General features: G+C 63.7%; 13 protein-coding genes. 3 read left to right on the top strand and 10 right to left on the bottom strand.

The window, feature by feature from the left end:
* Window positions 1-63 precede the first annotated feature (63 nt).
* The 7 genes from NKJ28_RS05585 to murA all read right to left on the bottom strand — a co-directional run bounded on the left by NKJ28_RS05585 (window position 64) and on the right by murA (window position 8514).
* Entirely contained in the window at window positions 64-1812 is a 1749-nt protein-coding gene (locus NKJ28_RS05585) for an ABC transporter ATP-binding protein (RefSeq protein ID WP_352634445.1), read from the bottom strand.
* Complete coding sequence (locus NKJ28_RS05580; protein ID WP_023676049.1) at window positions 1809-2648, bottom strand: ABC transporter permease; 840 nt, start codon at window positions 2646-2648, stop codon at window positions 1809-1811. Before NKJ28_RS05580 ends, NKJ28_RS05585 begins: the two co-directional genes overlap by 4 nt.
* Window positions 2648-3607: an ABC transporter permease gene (locus NKJ28_RS05575; RefSeq protein ID WP_352634443.1), complete on the bottom strand. Its 960-nt coding sequence runs from the start codon at window positions 3605-3607 to the stop codon at window positions 2648-2650. The genes NKJ28_RS05580 and NKJ28_RS05575 overlap by 1 nt, the downstream gene beginning before the upstream one ends.
* Window positions 3608-3641: 34 nt before the next feature.
* Window positions 3642-5162: an ABC transporter substrate-binding protein gene (locus NKJ28_RS05570; RefSeq protein WP_352634441.1), complete on the bottom strand. Its 1521-nt coding sequence runs from the start codon at window positions 5160-5162 to the stop codon at window positions 3642-3644.
* Window positions 5163-5261: 99 nt separating this feature from the next.
* The gene (murQ, locus tag NKJ28_RS05565) at window positions 5262-6185 is read right to left on the bottom strand and encodes an N-acetylmuramic acid 6-phosphate etherase (RefSeq protein ID WP_352569444.1); all 924 of its coding nucleotides are present in this window, start codon (window positions 6183-6185) and stop codon (window positions 5262-5264) included.
* Window positions 6186-6370: 185 nt separating this feature from the next.
* Complete coding sequence (locus NKJ28_RS05560) at window positions 6371-7261, bottom strand: glucosamine kinase nucleotide-binding domain-containing protein (RefSeq protein WP_352634439.1); 891 nt, start codon at window positions 7259-7261, stop codon at window positions 6371-6373.
* Entirely contained in the window at window positions 7258-8514 is a 1257-nt protein-coding gene (murA, locus tag NKJ28_RS05555) for a UDP-N-acetylglucosamine 1-carboxyvinyltransferase (RefSeq protein WP_352634437.1), read from the bottom strand. The genes NKJ28_RS05560 and murA overlap by 4 nt, the downstream gene beginning before the upstream one ends.
* A 186-nt stretch (window positions 8515-8700) precedes the next feature.
* Here murA and NKJ28_RS05550 point away from each other — a divergent pair, with 186 nt between their 5' ends.
* From NKJ28_RS05550 to NKJ28_RS05540, 3 genes are all read left to right on the top strand, one after another.
* Window positions 8701-9549 (top strand): MurR/RpiR family transcriptional regulator, encoded by an 849-nt coding sequence (locus NKJ28_RS05550; RefSeq protein WP_352634435.1) that lies wholly within the window; start codon window positions 8701-8703, stop codon window positions 9547-9549.
* Between the two features lie 246 nt (window positions 9550-9795).
* Window positions 9796-10905, top strand: a complete 1110-nt coding sequence (locus NKJ28_RS05545) for a carbohydrate kinase (protein WP_352634433.1) — start codon at window positions 9796-9798, stop codon at window positions 10903-10905.
* A gap of 12 nt (window positions 10906-10917) precedes the next feature.
* A complete protein-coding gene (locus NKJ28_RS05540) occupies window positions 10918-11847 on the top strand; it encodes a pseudouridine-5'-phosphate glycosidase (RefSeq protein WP_023676041.1) in 930 nt (309 codons plus the stop codon).
* Between the two features lie 35 nt (window positions 11848-11882).
* Here the strand turns inward: NKJ28_RS05540 and NKJ28_RS05535 are convergent, their stop codons facing one another.
* From NKJ28_RS05535 to NKJ28_RS05525, 3 genes are all read right to left on the bottom strand, one after another.
* Window positions 11883-13283 (bottom strand): FAD-binding oxidoreductase, encoded by a 1401-nt coding sequence (locus NKJ28_RS05535; protein WP_023676040.1) that lies wholly within the window; start codon window positions 13281-13283, stop codon window positions 11883-11885.
* A 183-nt stretch (window positions 13284-13466) separates the two neighbouring features.
* Window positions 13467-14723: a VWA domain-containing protein gene (locus NKJ28_RS05530; RefSeq protein WP_023676039.1), complete on the bottom strand. Its 1257-nt coding sequence runs from the start codon at window positions 14721-14723 to the stop codon at window positions 13467-13469.
* A complete protein-coding gene (locus NKJ28_RS05525; protein WP_352634431.1) occupies window positions 14716-16974 on the bottom strand; it encodes a DUF5682 family protein in 2259 nt (752 codons plus the stop codon). Before NKJ28_RS05525 ends, NKJ28_RS05530 begins: the two co-directional genes overlap by 8 nt.
* Between the last annotated feature and the right edge of the window lie 3 nt (window positions 16975-16977).

Below are 16977 nucleotides of genomic sequence, written 5' to 3'. Positions count from 1 at the left end.
CTCCGTTTGGAAGGCAGCGATGGGGCTGTCCCTCCGGCCTTTCATATCCTTGGGCGACAATCATCACACTTCCACCCGTGCTCTATGATCCGGCCCGAATTGCTGCCAATTGGCCGGGCCCGGCTCAAACCCCAGCGGACGCACGAGCGAGGGGACCTGGCGCGTGTCCAGCTCGAAACGTTTATGCCGTCGGTCTATAGTAGGAACGGCCGCGATAAGCTGTTTGGTATAGGAGTGCTTCGGCTCCGAGAGCACCGATCTGGCATCGCCGATCTCGACAATCTGGCCGGCATAGATGACCGCGATGCGATGGGCGATCCGCTCGACGACAGCCATGTCATGCGAGATGAACAGATAGGCCAGCCCGAATTCACGCTGCAGCTCGATCAAAAGCTTCAACACCCTGGCCTGCACCGACACATCGAGCGCCGAAACCGCTTCGTCGAGGACGATAACCGAAGGATTGAGCATCAGCGCGCGAGCGATGCACAGGCGTTGCCGCTGGCCGCCGGAGAATTCGTGCGGATAGCGCTGCAGGCTGTTTTCCGGCAGGCCGACGCGTTTCAGCAGCGCGGCCATTTTCGCCCGCGTTTCAGCAGTTATCCGTCCGCCGGTAGCGATCACCGGCTCTGCGAGGAGGTTTTCGACGGTGAGTCTGGGATTGAGCGAGCCATAGGGATTCTGGAACACCATCTGCACGGGAAGGGCGCTCTGCCCGGCGGCGGCCTTGCGCGCGCTGGCCGAGATTGTGCCGCGCGTCGAGCGCACCAGCCCCAGAATCGCGCGGGCGGTGGTGGACTTTCCGGAACCGCTCTCGCCGACGACCGCCAATGTCTCGCCCGGCATTAGCTCGAAATCCACACCGTCCACGGCATGGACGGCACCGCTGGTACGGCTGAGAAAACCACCCTTGACCGGAAATCGCACTACGAGGCCATCGACCTTCAGCGCCGGCTCGGCAGCTTTTTGCTTTTCGCGTTGCGCGTCCCTGCGTGTCGCGCTGCCGCCGGCGAAATGCGGAACCGCATGTAGCAGATGCCGCGTATAGGGATGCTGCGGATCGTCCAATATCTGGTTCAATGCGCCCTGCTCGACAGCTTCTCCGCCTTGCATCACCATCACCTTGTCGGCGATGCCTGCAACCAGACCGATGTCGTGGGTGATGAAGATCATCGACATCCCGGTTTCCTGCTTCAACTCGGCGAGCAGCGCCATGATCTGCGCCTGCACCGTAACATCCAGCGCCGTCGTTGGCTCGTCGGCAATGAGGAGGCGCGGGTTGCACGCAATCGCCATGGCGATCATCACCCGCTGCAGCATGCCGCCCGACAGCTGGTTGGGCGTGTATTTCAACCGCCTCGCTGCGTCCGGAATACGCACGCGGTCGAGCGCGTCCTTGGCCGCCGCCGTTGCTTGTCGTCCGGTCAGGCCGCGATGCAGGCGAAATGATTCCTCGATCTGCCAGCCAATGGTCAGCACCGGATTGAGCGAGGTCATCGGCTCCTGGAAGATCATGCCGATTTCGCCCCCGCGGATCTTCGTCAATTGCGGCTCGGCTGCGGCTGTCAGGTCGAAGGTGCTGCCGTCGGCCCGCCTCAGCTTGATCGACCCGCCGGTGATGCGGCCGCCGCCATAATCGACAAGGCGATTGATCGACAGCGCCGTAACCGATTTGCCCGAACCGCTTTCGCCGACGATGGCCAGCGTTTCGCCGTCGGCGAGATCGAAGCTGACGCCGCGCACGACCTCGTTGCCTTGCGGGTTGCGGCCGAAGCCGACGCGCAATCCGCTGACGGACAGCAGCGGGATCATGCGATCGATCTCCGCATCTTCGGGTCGAGGACATCGCGCAACGCATCGCCGAGCAGGTTGAAACCGAGGATGCCGATCATGATCGCCACGCCCGGGAAGATCATCAGCCAGGGAGCTGTCTCCATCAGATTGCGGCTGTCGCTCAGCATCAGGCCGAGCGACGCGGCGGGCGGCTGCGTGCCGAGCCCGAGGAAGCTTAAGCCGGCTTCGGTCAGCAGTGCCCAGGCCAGCGCCAGCGTCACCTGAACCGTCAGTGGCGCCACCAGATTGAGCAGCAGATGCCGTGTTACGATATAGCCCGCACTGCTGCCGAACGTGCGGGCCGCGTCGACGAACTCGCGCGCCTTGAGCGACAGAGCCGGACCTCGCACGACGCGCGTGAAGATCGGTGTGTAGACGATGGCGATGGCAATGACGCTGGTCGAGGTTCCCGGTCCCGCAACCGCGACGATCAGCAGCGCCAGCAGGATCGCCGGGAACGCCAGCACAACGTCCATGATGCGCATCACTAGGCCGTCCCAGCGGCGCCCGAACCAGGCTGCCGCCAGCCCGAGCACGGTGCCGGCCAGTGTCGCGACGGCGACCGAAAAGAAGGCCACGATGAAGGACTGGCCGATCCCGGTCATCAGGCGGCTTGCGACATCGCGGCCGAATAGGTCCGTGCCCATCCAGTAGGTGCTATCAGGCGCATGGAGCCGTTCGACCCGGTGCTGCGTCAGCGGATTGTGCGGCGTCAGCCCCAGCATGCCAAGCACGGCAAGCAGCAGATAAAGCGCAACGATCGCACCGCCGATGCGGCCGCTGGGATGCGCAAATATAGCCCGCAATGTCGCCATCAGTGCTCACTTAGCCGGATACGCGGGTCGAGCGCGACATAGGCGAGGTCGACGAGGAGATTGACGATCATGAAGTTGAAGGCGATGAACAGCACGCTTCCCTGCACCAGCGCGTAATCGCGCTGCTGGATGGCATCCAGCACCATGCGGCCGAGACCGGGCAGCGCATAGATCTGCTCGACGATGACAGCTCCGCCCAGGAGGTAGCCGAACTCTATGCCGCTCAGCGTCACGACCGGGATGAGCGCGTTGGGCAAAGCATGCCGCCAGATGACGCCGCGCGCCGAAACGCCCTTGCTGCGCGCCGTCCTGACATAGTCGTCGCTGAGCACATCGAGCATCGCCGAACGCGATATGCGGGTCACCGAAGCCGCGAAGGCAAATCCAAGCGTGACCGCAGGCAGCAACAGCTGGCCGAGATTGCGCAGCGGATCCTGCCACAGCGGCGAAAACTCGCCCATCGCCGGCAAAACGCCAAACCCCGCCGACAGCGTGTAGATGATCAGCAGGGCAAGGACGAAGTTCGGCGTCGACTGCCCGATCATTGCGACAACGCGCACGCCGAGGTCGGACAGCTTTTCGTTATGGGTGGCGGCAAAGATCCCCGCCGGCATGCCGACAAGCAGGGCGATGACCATCGACAGCAGGGCGAGTTCCAGCGTTAGCGGGAAACGCTCGAGGATGACGTCGAGCACCGGCCTGCCATAGGTGGACGAAATGCCGAGATTACCTTGGAAAAGACCAAGCAGCCAGCGCCAGTATTGGATGAACCAGGGCTGGTCGATGCCGAAATAAGCTGCAAGCGCATCGCGCTGCTGCGGCGTCAGCAGGCCGGCTTCGGTCCCCAGCATTGCCGTGATCGAATCGCCCGGAACCATCCGGATCGCCAGGAACACCACGATGGACACGCCAAGCAGGACGAGAGGGAAGGTCGCCAGTCGCCGCATCAGATAGTTCACGCGAAGAATATCCTCTCGTTCGGCATCGAAGCAGCTACTGGATCGTCACCTTGGCGAGGCTGAACAGCGAACCTGTCGGCACCGGTTCGAATCCTGCGATATTCTTCTGCTGTGCCGTGTAGCTGTAGGACGTGTAGAGCCAGATCCAGGGCGACATCTCAGTGATGTGCTTCTCGAAGTCGGCGAAGATCGCTTTGCGCGCTGCCGGGTCGGTCTCGGTGCGGCCCTTCTGCATAAGACTGTCCAGCGTGTCGTCGATATAGTTCGCCACCTTCTGCAGATTGCCCGTCTTGGTCCAGTAGCGGTTGTACATAGTGTAGGGATCGGCCCTGCCGCCGTTCAGCGCGACTGCCATGTCGAAATCGCCCTTCAGCCAGGCGTCGACATAGACGTTGAGCTCCATCATCTTGATGTCGAGCTTGACGCCGATTTCTGCGAGTTGCGACTGGATGACCTGGGCTTCCGCCGCTGCCGTCGGCGGCTCGCCGGTGGCGCCGATCACGGTCGCCGAAAAGCCGTCGGCATAGCCGGCTTCGGCCATCAACTGCTTGGCCCTCTCAATGTCGCGCTTATAGCAGAACAACTGCTTCGGATCGGTCGCCAGTGCCGGGATGGTCAGCGGGCCGGTGACCTTGCCTTCGCCGAGCGAGGCGGTGTCCAGCACTTCCTGCCGGTCGATGGCGCAGGAAATCGCCTGACGCACCTTGAGTTCGGTCATCGGCTTGCGGGAAGGATTGAGCTGCAGCACGTGATAGGCAAGCACCGGCACGCGGTTCAACTGCAGGCTGGCTTCCTTGGGCACCAGCGTGGCGACAAGCGGATCGTTGAGCAGGGCAAAATCGATCTGCTTGGTGCGCATCGCCGCCAGAATCGCCGTCTCGTCCGGCAGCACGCTGATATCGATGCCGTCGACGCCGGTCGCGCCGCCTGCCCAGTCCTTGTTGGCGACAAGCACTTCCTTGGAATTCGGATCCCATTTTTCGAGCTTGAACGGACCCGAGCCGATCGTTGTCGTGCCGATCGAGCCGGCCGCGATTTCGCTTGCCGGGACGATCGCCGCGTTGACGTCGCTCATCGCCGTCAGGATCGGCACGTCCGGCTGCGAGAGGTGGAACACGACGGTGGCGGGATCGGGCGTGTCGATGCTGGCGATCGAGAGAAAGTTGGCGCGCGCCGCAGCACCCGTCTTCTCGTCGAGTATGCGCTCGAACGATGCCTTGACGTCGGCCGAGGTCACGGCGGCGCCGTTCTGGAATTTTGCTTTCGGATTGAGCCTGAAGCTCAGCTCCTTGCCGTCCGGCGAGAACTGCCATGAATCGGCAATCGCGGGCGTGATTTGCAGGTTTGCGTCGAGCCGCACCAGCGGTTCGTAGATCAGCTCCAGCAGCCGCAGTGAGGAGAATGCGGTCTGCTTGTGCGGATCAAGCCCGGTGGCGTCCTGCGACCACGCCATATGCAGCGTCGCCGCACTCGCCTGCACCGGTAGCGCGGCGATGGCAACCATTGCCGCGAGCGTCATGCCGGTAAGCAGTTTCTTGCCAATGTGCCGTACCATTGTCGTCTCCCATTATTGTTAAACCAGATGCCTTGCAGTTCCCCGGACCGCTTCAAAGGGACACACGCCCCGGAACATCGGCCCAGTATCCATGCGGTCTTACACCGTCTTTTCGCCTATCGCCTTGCGCAGGAAACCTCCCGCGTTGGCAAGCGCCTTACGTGCTTCTTCGACACCCATGCCGGTGATCGTCACCAGGATTGCCAGTTTTACATCATTGCCGGTCTGGTCGAGTGCCTGTCGTGCCTGCTGTGCCGCGCAGCCGGTCGTCTGCATCACGATCCTGACCGCCCTTGCGACAAGCTTCTTGTTGCTTGGATTGAGGTCAACCATCAGGTTCTGATAGCTCTTGCCGATGCGGATCATGCTGGCGGTAGACAGCATATTGAGCACCAGCTTTTGCGCGGTTCCCGATTTCAGCCGGGTCGAGCCGGTGAGGACCTCCGGGCCAACCACCGGAGAGATGCCAATATCGGCAATGCCGGCAATGGTCGATCGAGGATTGCAGGACAACGCCACGGTGGTGGCTCCCACTTCCTTGGCATAGGTCAGGCCACCGATCACATAAGGTGTGCGTCCGCTGACAGCGATGCCGACCACCACGTCGCCAGCGGTCAGCTTGATGTCCTGCAGCGCCTTTATTCCCTGTTTCGGATCGTCCTCGGCGCCTTCCGCAGAGTGCATCAGCGCGTCGACGCCGCCGGCGATCAGGCCCACCACCATGTCCTCGGGTACGCCGAAGGTCGGCGGACATTCCGAGGCGTCGAGGACGCCGAGCCGGCCGCTGGTGCCAGCCCCCATATAGACAAGGCGTGCACCGTTCTGGAACGCGCTCACGATCCGGTCCACGGCCGCAGCAATATCGGGGATGACCTTCTCGACGGCTGCCGCAACGCCTTTGTCCTCGTCATTGATCTTGCGCAGCACCTCGAGGGTCGGCAACAGATCGATGTCCATGGTTTTCGGGTTCCGGTCCTCGGAAACCAGCCGCTCCAGCTCCGACATCAACCCTTGTTCGACCACTTCGCTTACTTTCAAGTGCGACTGCGAGCAGGACTGTGATGCCCGCGGCAAGCGGCGTCCAGTGCTTGCACCTGGCCGTCGGCTCCGTACCGGCTGCGCCGGTTCTGTTTCGTTAACTTTTTAGAATTCGATATTCCCTCTGTCAACGGAAAGTAGGAATATTATATTCCTTGCCGAGCAAGGCATCACTGGCGGCAGAGGGATTTTCTGGCCAGGATTATGGCTCCCGAAACCGCATCGCCGTCGGCCGGCTTCAGCCGTCGGCGGACGTCGGGAGCGAGCCATGGCTCAAGCGGGCTGGACAACCCTCCGAGCAACGTAACCCGCGGCGCGCCTTTTTCGAACAGCACCCGCACGAAGGTGTCGATCTGCTCGGCAGCGCCTTGCACGATCCGCCGACCGGCCGGATCGCCCTGGTCGGCATGGCGGATCACCATCGGCGCCATGGCGGCATAGTCCGTCGCGCTGGCGCGGTCCATCCAGGCCACCGCCTCGAACGGATCGTCCTTGAAGCGCTGCATCACCTCGGCCAGCAGCGCCGTCCGCTCATGCCGGCCGTCATGGGCTCGCAAGGCAAGCTGCACTGCCTTCAGTCCGAGATCGGCGCCGCTGCCCTCGTCGGAAATCGGAAAACCGTAGCCGCCGACGCGCAGGTCGCGCCCTTCGACAAAGCCGAGCCCGATCGAACCGGTCCCGGCTATGACGATGGCGCCGTCTTGACCCGAATGCGCGCCAAGGCAAGCCGCGACGCCGTCGCTGACGAAGTCGATGCTCGCAAAGGGTCGTTCGATGCCATTAAACGCCTCGAGCGCACCCTTACGGCCCATGCCGGCAACACCGATACCCGCGCGGATCCTGGCGATTTCCGCCGCCGCGAACCCTGCCTCTTCGATCGCCGCGCCAAAGGCTTTGGCAATCGAGGCCCAGGCCACCTCTATACCGAGTCGCGTTGTCGCCGGGCCCGACAGGCCTTGCCCGAGCACGGTTCCTGCCTCGTCTTCGATACGCGCCCGGCAGCCGGTTCCGCCGCCATCGACGCCCAGGAAATAATGCGGAGACGCCCCACCGGCACTCATTGCCTTATTCGTTCGATCTGGGCGCCGCACAGCCGGAGCTTGCGGTCCAACTGCTCGTACCCGCGGTCGAGATGATAGACGCGATTGATCGTCGTCTCGCCCTCCGACACCAGCGCTGCCAGCACCAGCGAGACGGAGGCGCGCAGGTCGGTCGCCATCACTTGCGCGCCCTTCAGCTTCTCGCCTCCGCGCACCAGCGCCATGGTGCCTTGCAGCTTGATATTGGCGCCGAGCCGCATCAGTTCAGGCACATGCATGAAGCGGTTCTCGAAGATCGTCTCGCGCAACAGCGAAGCGCCCTCGGCACAGCACATCAACGCCATGAACTGCGCCTGGAGATCGGTCGGAAAGCCCGGATAGGGCTCCGTCGTCACGTCGACCGCCTTGAGCGGCCCGTCTCTCGATACGATCAGCCCGCGGTCGCCCGGCCATATTTTCACACCGGCTGCTTCGAGCAGCTGGACGACGGATGCCATGTGCTCGAGCCGCGCGTGGGTCAGCTCGAGCTGACCGCCGGTGATGGCCGCTGCGACGGCATAGGTGCCGGCCTCTATCCGGTCCGGGATGATGTCGTGCGTGGCGGCGCGCCAGTCTGTGCTGTCCCCGATCAGGATGCGGTGCGTGCCGGCGCCCTCGATCCGCGCGCCCATGGCGTTCAGGCAGGCGGCAAGATCGGCCACCTCCGGCTCGCGGGCCGCGTTGAGGATCTCGGTCTCGCCGTTTGCCGTCGTCGCCGCCATCAACGCCGTTTCGGTCGCGCCGACCGACGGCGAGCTCAAAACGATGCGCGCGCCTTTCAGTCCGCTCGGCGCAGACGCGACGATCAGTCCGTTTTCGATCGCGATATCGGCGCCAAGTGCGGCAAGTGCGGCGACATGCATGTCGACCGGCCGTGCGCCGATCGCGCAGCCGCCAGGCAGCGAGACTCGGGCATGGCCGAAGCGGGCAAGCAGTGGACCGAGAACCAGCACCGTCGCGCGCATGCGCCTGACGGTATCGTAGCTTGTCTCCCTGGAAGCGGCAGCACTGGTATCGATTGTGGCGGCATGCGCCGATCTGGTGACTTCGGCCCCATGAAGGCCGACGACGCCAAGCATGTTGTCGACATCCGTCACCTCAGGCAGGTTGGTCAGCTGCAGCGGATAGGGGCTGAGCAACGCCGCCGCTATTTGCGGCAAGGCCGCGTTCTTGGCGCCGGAGATCGTCACCGCGCCCTCAAGCCTGTGCCCGCCGACGATCCGCAATTTGTCCATGGCTCTGACCTAATCCCGAGCTGTCGGCGTGTCTACGATCTTTCATGTCCGAATCGTCGACATGCCCGAAGGCTGGGCCGCAACCGCACCAGTCGAGATTTGATGGTTCATTCTTCGCTGTCAATCAGAGACGGAATAATTTATTCCTTGGCTTGGCATTGTCGATGACAGGCAATGGAGGAACGCATGTCCGTCCTGAAGAAGATCGAGGCCAAGCTCGAAGTCATGGCGCCCGGCGACCGCGAGATCGGTCGGTATATCGTCGATAATCCCGACCAGATGCTCCGCCTGTCGACGGCGGCGCTTGCCGCCGAGATCGGCCGCAGCCAGTCGAGCGTCGTCAAGTTCAGCCAGAAGCTCGGCTATTCCAGCTATCAGGAGCTTAAGCTCGCCGTCAGTGAGGCCAAGTCGCAGGAATGGCACGTGCCGGCCGGCATGATCCACGGTTCGATCGAGGTCGGCGACAGCTATCTGGTCATCTTGCGCAAGCTGATCGGCAGCAAGCTCTTGTCGATGCAACAGACCGTCGCGGCCAACACCGAGCAGGAAATCGGCAAGGCCCTCGAAGCGTTGAACGGTGCGCGCCGCATTCATTTGGCCGGCGTCGGCGCATCCTCGCTGGTGGCGCGCGATTTCTCCTACAAGCTGATGAAGCTCGGCCGCAACGTGCTGCACGACAGCGACAGCCACGTGCAAATGGCCAATGTCTCGACGCTTGGACGAGGTGACGTGCTGTTCGCGCTCTCCTATTCCGGGGCGAGCATCGAAACCCTGCGGATAGCCGAACTTGCCCGCAAACGTGGCACGACCGTGATCGCCGTCACCGGACTTCGCGACAATCCGCTGAGCCGGGTTGCCGACATTCGCCTGCACACGATCGCCAACGAAGAGCGCGCGCGCTCTTCGTCGATAACCGCACGCGACGCACAACTGACGCTGACCGACCTGCTGTTCATCCTGCTCGTGCAGAAGCAGCCTGACGCCAACGAATACGTCCACAACAGCGAATTGGCCGTCTCGGTGCTGAAGGCTTAGCGCTCTTCGCCGTCTCGCGTTAAGGCCTCAGTCCCTCCCTGGCGCTGCACGCCGACAAGAGCAACTTTCGTCCTCCTTGGTGAAATAGCTTTCTTTCTTCAATGCGCTCACCCGTTTTCTTGGTCCGGCTGGCAGAGAGTCGCGGGAGCGCCGATTGGTCAAATGCCGCCGGTCGAAACAAGTGTTGACAATGTCATCTGTTGTTGCGAAAGCGTTCAGCCTCGAATTTGACGGCCGGGTGAGACAATGGACGACCTTGGAGCACAGGAACAAGCGGTTCTCGACCTCATTGCGGCGAACCCATTCGCCGGCCAGCAGGACATAGCAACGGTACTCGGCATCGCCCGCTCGACGGTCGCGGCCCACATCGTGCAACTCGTCAACAAGGGATACATTCTCGGCCGTGGTTACGTCTTGCCGACGTCCAAGCGCATGGTCTGCGTCGGCGGCGCGGTGCTCGACCGCAAATACCACGCCAAGAAGGATCTGATTTTCGAGACGTCGAACCCGGTCGACGGCTATCGCAGCTTCGGCGGGGTTGCCCGCAACGTCGCCGAAAACCTTGCCCGCCTCGGCGTCGACATAAGCTTCGTCTCGATCGTCGGCGACGATGAAACCGGCCGCTCACTGGTGCGGCATCTGCGCGACCTCGGCGCCGATGTCAGCCAGGTCATCACCACCACGGAACGGCCGACGGCGGAATACGCGGCCATCCTCGACCGCAACAACGACCTCGTGCTCGGCATTGCCGACATGGAGATCTTCGATCTGTTTTCGTCGTCCTATCTTGACCGCTTCTGGCCGCATCTGGCTTCGGCGACATGGGTGTTCATCGACTGCAATCTGCCGGCCGCGACCCTCGCAGCACTGATGTCGCGCAAGCAGGGTGCGCGCTTCAAGCTCGCAGTCGACACGGTATCGGCGCCGAAATCAGCGCGCCTGCCGAAGGACCTGACCGGCATCGATCTTCTGTTCACCAATCATGACGAGGCCAATACGATGCTCGGCATGACGGATGCCGACAGGCGGCTGACGCCGGAGGAAGCAGCGGCAGCGCTGCGCGCGGCCGGCGCCGGCGAGGTGATCGTGACCGTGGGCGCGCATGGATTTGCCGTTGCGACCGAGAGCGGTGTGACGACCATGCACTCCGTCCCGGCCCAGCCCGTCGATATCACCGGCGCCGGTGACGCGATGATCGCCGGCACACTGTACAAGGTGCTTTCGGGTGAGCCGGTCGCTCATGCCGTGCGCACCGGCGCGCTGCTTGCCACACTGACCACCGAGAGCGAATCCAGCGTCCATCCCGATCTGTCGCCGCGCTTCCTTGCCGCCGGCATGTACCGCATTCCTGCCTGAAAGCGAGATGATATGAAACCTTTCCTTGTCCACCTGAACGATGAAGTCGCTGCTGCGCTTGATGAAGGCCGCGCGGTGGTGGCATTGGAATCGACGATTATCACCCACGGCATGCCATATCCGGCCAATCTGGAAACTGCCCGTGGTGTCGAGACCGTAGTGCGTGAAAACGGCGCCGTGCCCGCCACGATCGCAGTGGTCGCCGGCAAGATCAAGGTTGGCCTCGACGACCGTGAACTGGAAGAGCTGGCAGCGGCAAAGGGCGTGGTCAAGGCTTCCGGGCGCGATCTCGCCGCCATCATGGTGCGCGGCGGCTCGGCCGGAACCACCGTCTCGGCGACGATGCGGATCGCCGCTTTAGCCGGGATCGGCATTTTTGCGACCGGCGGTGTCGGCGGCGTGCATCGCGGCGCCGAAGCCACTTTCGATATCTCCGCCGACCTGACCGAACTCGGCCAAACCGGCACGACCGTCGTCTGCGCCGGAGTTAAGTCGATCCTCGATATTGCGAAGACGCTGGAATATCTGGAAACTCAGCGTGTGCCGGTGATCGCCTATGGGAGCGATGATTTTCCGGCTTTCTACACCCGCTCCAGCGGGCTCAAGGCCGATCATCGCCTCGACACGCCCGACGAGATCGCGCGAGCCATGCTGCTGCATGACGAGATGGAATCCGGCACCGGCATTCTCGTCGCCAACCCTATCCCCGAAGCGGACGCGCTCGATCCGGCGTTCATCGACGGCACGATCGCAGCGGCCGTGGCTGAGGCCGAGAAGCGCGGCATCGGGCGCAAGGAACTAACGCCATTTCTGCTCGCACGCATCAATGAGCTTTCGCAAGGCCGCAGCCTGAAGGCCAACATCGCGCTGGTCCGCAACAACGCCGCGCTTGCTGCCCGCATTGCGGTTGCGCATGCGGAATTGAAGAGCGCGACCAGATAGAGACAGTATCCGGCCAGCGCTACCGGCCTTCGATTTCAGCCCGGCGCCAGGTCGAAGATGCGCCCGGCATTGAGGATGTTGTTCGGGTCGAAGGCTGCTTTCAGGCGGCGCATGGCCGCGATCTCGGCGTCGCTGCGCACAAGGTGCAGCCATTCCTTCTTGTCGAGGCCGATGCCATGTTCGGCCGAAACGCCACCGCCGGCGGTGGCAACACCGCGGTACACGATGCCGTATGCGGCCGCCGGATCCGCGGTGCGGACCTGATAATGCAGATTGCCATCGCCGAGATGGCCGAAGACGTAGATGTCGGCGCCAGGGTCGACGGCCCTGATGGCGGCTTCTGTTTCGCCCAGGAAAGTCGCCATTCTCGCCAGTGGGATGCTGATATCGACGCCGATCAGGCCTGCCATCGAAAACAGGAAACGGTTGGCCTCTTCTCGCACCGCCCAGAGCGCCCGGAATTCGCGCGGCGATTGCGAGACGACCACGTCGTCGATCACGCCATCTTCAACCGCCTGCATCAGCACCGCGGCAAAACGTTCGCCGTCGCGGTCGGGCTCGCTGCCCTGTATCTCGGCAAGCACATAGACGGGCGAGCCGGCGGGCAGCGGCGCCGGCGCCTCCATGCCGGCGATCATGGCGCCATAGAGCGGTGCGAAATTCACCTCATAGGCCGACAGCAAGGGCCCGAGCTTCCGCCTGAGCAGCGCAAGCAACGTGATCGCCGCGTCCAGCGAAGCAAGCGCGCAGAAGGCGTTGATCTCGGTGGCCGGCTTCGGATGCAGCCGCAGGCATGCGCGTGTGACCACGCCGAGCGTGCCTTCGCTGCCGATGAACAATTGGCTGAGATCGTAGCCGGAGTTGTCCTTCGCCAAACCCTTGAGCGAGGTCAGGATACTGCCGTCGGCAAGCACCGCTTCCAGCCCAAGCACCTGCGCCCGGTACATGCCGTAGCGCAGCACGCGGATGCCGCCGGCATTGGTGGCGACATTGCCACCGACGGTGGCCGTGCCGCGCGCTCCGATGTCGACGCCGAACAGCAAGCCGGCCGCATCGGCGGCTTCCTGCACCGCTTGCAGCGGCGCGCCGGCCTCGGCGATGATGGTCGCCGCCTCGCGGTCGAGAGCTTCAACGGAAGTCATGCGCTCCAGCGACAGCACAGCTTCGCCGGGTTGGATGCGAGCGCCGCTGGCAAGCCCGGTCCGGCCCCCCTGGACCACAAGCCTCTGCCCCGCCTCATTGCACAGGCGCAGTATGTCCGACACCTCGCCGGCAGTGCGCGGTCGCAGCACGACCTCCGGCCGCGCACCGGTCTTGCCGTCGGGGTCTTCCCTGTAACGCGGCCCGGCCTCATCTGCCGAGACGATCGCCGACCGATCCAGCCGACCCTCAAGTCGCGACAGAAGTTCGGCGGTTCGCGAGGAGAGGGCGCTCACGGATGCTATTGGCGCGCAGATATCGATGCAACGCACGCGAAGACCGCTGAGGATTGCAGGAGCGGCTTGACGCGAATTTCGCTGGAAAGAAAACATGCGGAAAACCCGCCAAAAATGCAGTCGGTTGCTGTCGCCATGCACCGCTCCTGTAACAGGTCGACCATAGGCGCGGACCGCGTTTTGTCAAACTGTGGCAGTTGGTGATGGGTGGCTCGACGCCTGCGTTTCGGCGCGGACCACCTTGATGTCGGCGCCTGCCGCCCATGCTCCGATATCGTCGCGGCGTAAGGCCGCAGCCATCATGTCCGGAAACAGATCCGGCGTGCAGGCGAAGACGGGAATACCAAGGGCTGCTACCGAGCCTGCCATTGTTGGATCGTAGCCGGGCCGGCCTTGATCGGTCAGCGCCAGAAGCACGACGACATTTACGCCGGATCGAACCAGCGCTGCCAGTCGCCGCAGCAGTTCCTGGCCATTACCGCCTTCATAGAGATCGGTGATCAGCACCAGATGCGACTTGGTGGGCCGTTCGATACGGTCGGCGCAATAGGCGACCGCCTGATTGATGTCGGTGCCGCCGCCAAGCTGCACGCCGAACAGCACCTCGACGGGATCGCTGAGCTCTTCGGTCAGGTCGACGATCACCGTATCGAAGCAGACAAGCTTCGTGCGCACAACCGGCAGCGAGGCCATCACCGCCGCGAAGATCGAGGCGTAGACCACCGAGCTTGCCATCGAGCCGGACTGGTCGACGCAGAGAACGACCTCATCCAGATCGACAAGCCGGCGCTGCTTGCGCATGAAGCCGACCAGTTTCTCCGGCACGATGGTCCTATGCTCGGGTTGATAGTGGCGAAGGTTCGCCGAAATAGTGCGCTGCCAGTCGATATCGCGTGCACGCGGGCGGTTGGTGCGTCTCGATCGATCGAGAGCGCCGCGTATCGCCTCGGCGGTCTTCTGCTCCAGCTTCTGCATCAGCTTGCCGACGATATCGGCAATGATCGTCCGGGCAATGTCCTTGGTCTTGGCCGGCATGACCGAGCGCAGCGAAATCAGGTCGGCGACGAGATTGACGTCCGCCTCGATCGCCTTGAGGAATTCCGGTTCCATCAGCATCTGCTTCAGGTCCAGCCGTTCGAAGGCGTCCTTCTGGACGATCTGGACGACCTGCGCCGGAAAGAAGGAGCGGATGTCGCTCATCCATTGTGCAACGCGCGGCGCCGACCGGCCAAGGCCGCCACGCCGCTTGCGTGGGTCGGCAGAAGCGGCGCTAATGCCGTCGCCGTAGAGAGCGTCGAGTGCCGCCGAAAGCCGTTTGTCGTCGCTGGAAAGTGCCCCAGACGTTTCGTCATCGGCGCCGATCGCCAGTCGCCAGCGGCGCTCCCTTCCGCCATCGGCAGTGAGCGGGCCGGGTTCGTTCATTTCGGCCTCGTCATCCATTGCCGGTTTCTCCGTTGAGCAATGGTCCAAGCAGCCCCAGGTGCCGGCGCCATGCCTCGCCGCCATCCGGCGTCGGCGTCAGGCCAGCCGGCAAGCGCGCGGCGCGGCCGAGGACCGCTTCGATCAGCCGGCGGCGTTCCATGCGATCCAGATTGGAAAAGACGCGGCGCAGCAACGGCAGGTGCGCGATGAAAGCATCTTCGTCCAGGGATCTGAGCCACCCATCGACCGCACCGCGCAGACCCTCGTCATAAATCAGCCGTTGACCGGCTGTGCTGAAGAAGCCTTCGAAGAACCCGGCCGCGTCAGTGACAGGCGTCCCCGGTGACAGGCGTCGCCCGAGCAGCCCGGCAGCGGCTTCGGCGGACAGGCGACCAGCTTCATACAGCAGGTGTGCGGCGCACCCGGCCAGCAGCGCCGTCGACCGTGACGCCTCCAGTACGGCCGCCAGCCCGTTGCGCCATCCGTCCAGCACGTCTTGGCCGGGTTCGACCAGCCTGATCGCCTCATCGGCCTTGCGCATCGCACCAACCAGTGTCGCGGCGGCCTGCTCATCCAGATCGCGCGCAGCGTAGGGAAGCGCGATCGCACCTTCGACGATCAGCCGCTCCATGAGGCCGGACAGCCGGTCCGTTTGCGTTTTGCGGGCCTCGCCGTAGCGGACAATGTCGGCGAGCGGCGGCACCGACGCCAGGATCTCCAGGCATTCACTGCTGCGCGCCGCGCGTGCCTCCAACGCCGTGAGGCCGGCAGTCGATGCTTCCGACAGGCCTGCAGTGATGGCGCTCTGGACCAGTGCCGCAAGCGTATCGAGCGTCGCCGCCGTTTCGATCATCTGGATCAGGCGGCCATTGGCAGCCTTTTCGATGGTCGGCCCGTAGATCAGGTTCTCGACCAGACGGACGGCATATTCCGGTTCCCACGCTAGGGTCCACCGCTCGCGGAAGGTGCCACGGCTGCGGCCGCTGTCAGTCAACTTACCCCAATGCACACCAAGCACGTGCAGCCGATGCAGCAATGTCGAGCGGAACAGCCCGCTCTCGCTTCGCAGGTCGACCGACAGTTCCCGCTCCAGCGCCTCGGGTTTTAGGCGCGCCGCCTTTTGGCTACGCTGCAGATCCTCGATCAGTGGCGCCAGCGGTGTGTCGGGCGGAATTTCGCCGACGTCCGAACCCAGAAGCAGCTCGGCCTCGACCAGCCCCCACAGCAACGCTTCGCCGTTGAAGAGGGCGGCGATCGCGGCGTCGCGCAATTCCTCAAATCCGGGTTTCGGTCGTTCGCGAATCGCGGCTAGCGTCCGGGCGAGCCGCTCCGCTTCGATCAACGAAGCGGTCGAGATCAGGTGACCCTTCGCCCGCAGCACGGCGGCGATCGTCGCAAGCCACAGGGTCGCCGCATCGCGCCGGCCGCGCGTGCGCCAGAGATGCTTGCACCAGCCCGGTGCGACGACGCCCGCGCCATAGCCGTATCCCCGCGCCAGGCGCGGTCCCGTCCACGGTGCCCATGTCATTGTGCTCTTGCGCCGGGCAATTCCCTTGATCAGGACCTGATCGTTTTTCTGAGTGTGGGTGGCCTGCAGCGCCGGCACATGCCATGCCCCGCAGACGACGGCGATCGGCCCGTCGAACTGCTTACGCGCCTTGGCGATTTCGAGCCGCATATGCGCCTCGCGCTTGGCTTCGAACTGCGCGATCGGACCCTCACCATTCCGCAGTGTCGTCATCGCATCGGCGATGGCCGCAAATATGGGGCCGGGTTCCGGGTTCTGTTCAATGATGTCCGACCACCAGCTTTCGCCGTCCTCATAACCGGCGGCGTGTGCCAGCATGGCTATCGGATCACGCGGAAGCGGAGCCGCGTCACCATCCTCGGGGGCTTGGGTAGCTTCGGTCGCATCGGTGTCCTCCGCGCCACCGATCGCAGCAGTGGTGAACCGTGCCGATGACGGCAGGTCGATAAACTGCAACGTCGCCTTATTGCCCACAGCCCAAAGCGCCGCCTGGTATTCGGGCGAGAACTCGGCAAAAGGCCAGAAGCTTGTCGAAGCCGGATCGTCCTCCGGATAGCAAAGGAGCGCCACAGGCGGCTGCATTTCGGGGCGGGCCAGCATGGGCAGAAGCTCAGAGGCGTCGATCGGCCCCTCGATCAGCACGGCGACCGGGTTCAAATCCTGCAGTGCCTGCACCAGGCTGTCGGCGGAACCCGGCCCGTGATGGCGTATCCCGAAATAGGCAATGTCGCCGTGGCCCATGGC

Origin of the sequence: Mesorhizobium sp. M0145 (assembly GCF_040322355.1) — a bacterium.
GTDB lineage: Bacteria > Pseudomonadota > Alphaproteobacteria > Rhizobiales > Rhizobiaceae > Mesorhizobium.
This window is presented reverse-complemented; position numbering and strand designations above follow the sequence as displayed.

Excerpts from the sequence above, each read along its gene's own strand:
- NKJ28_RS05545 (WP_352634433.1), top strand. The coding sequence starts at position 9,796 with ATGGACGACCTTGGAGCACAGGAACAAGCGGTTCTCGACCTCATTGCG.
- NKJ28_RS05580 (WP_023676049.1), bottom strand. The coding sequence starts at position 2,648 with ATGGCGACATTGCGGGCTATATTTGCGCATCCCAGCGGCCGCATCGGC.
- NKJ28_RS05560 (WP_352634439.1), bottom strand. The coding sequence starts at position 7,261 with ATGAGTGCCGGTGGGGCGTCTCCGCATTATTTCCTGGGCGTCGATGGC.
- NKJ28_RS05550 (WP_352634435.1), top strand. The coding sequence starts at position 8,701 with ATGTCCGTCCTGAAGAAGATCGAGGCCAAGCTCGAAGTCATGGCGCCC.
- NKJ28_RS05530 (WP_023676039.1), bottom strand. The coding sequence starts at position 14,723 with ATGGATGACGAGGCCGAAATGAACGAACCCGGCCCGCTCACTGCCGAT.
- NKJ28_RS05540 (WP_023676041.1), top strand. The coding sequence starts at position 10,918 with ATGAAACCTTTCCTTGTCCACCTGAACGATGAAGTCGCTGCTGCGCTT.
- NKJ28_RS05570 (WP_352634441.1), bottom strand. The coding sequence starts at position 5,162 with ATGGTACGGCACATTGGCAAGAAACTGCTTACCGGCATGACGCTCGCG.
- NKJ28_RS05585 (WP_352634445.1), bottom strand. The coding sequence starts at position 1,812 with ATGATCCCGCTGCTGTCCGTCAGCGGATTGCGCGTCGGCTTCGGCCGC.
- murA (WP_352634437.1), bottom strand. The coding sequence starts at position 8,514 with ATGGACAAATTGCGGATCGTCGGCGGGCACAGGCTTGAGGGCGCGGTG.
- NKJ28_RS05525 (WP_352634431.1), bottom strand. The coding sequence starts at position 16,974 with ATGGGCCACGGCGACATTGCCTATTTCGGGATACGCCATCACGGGCCG.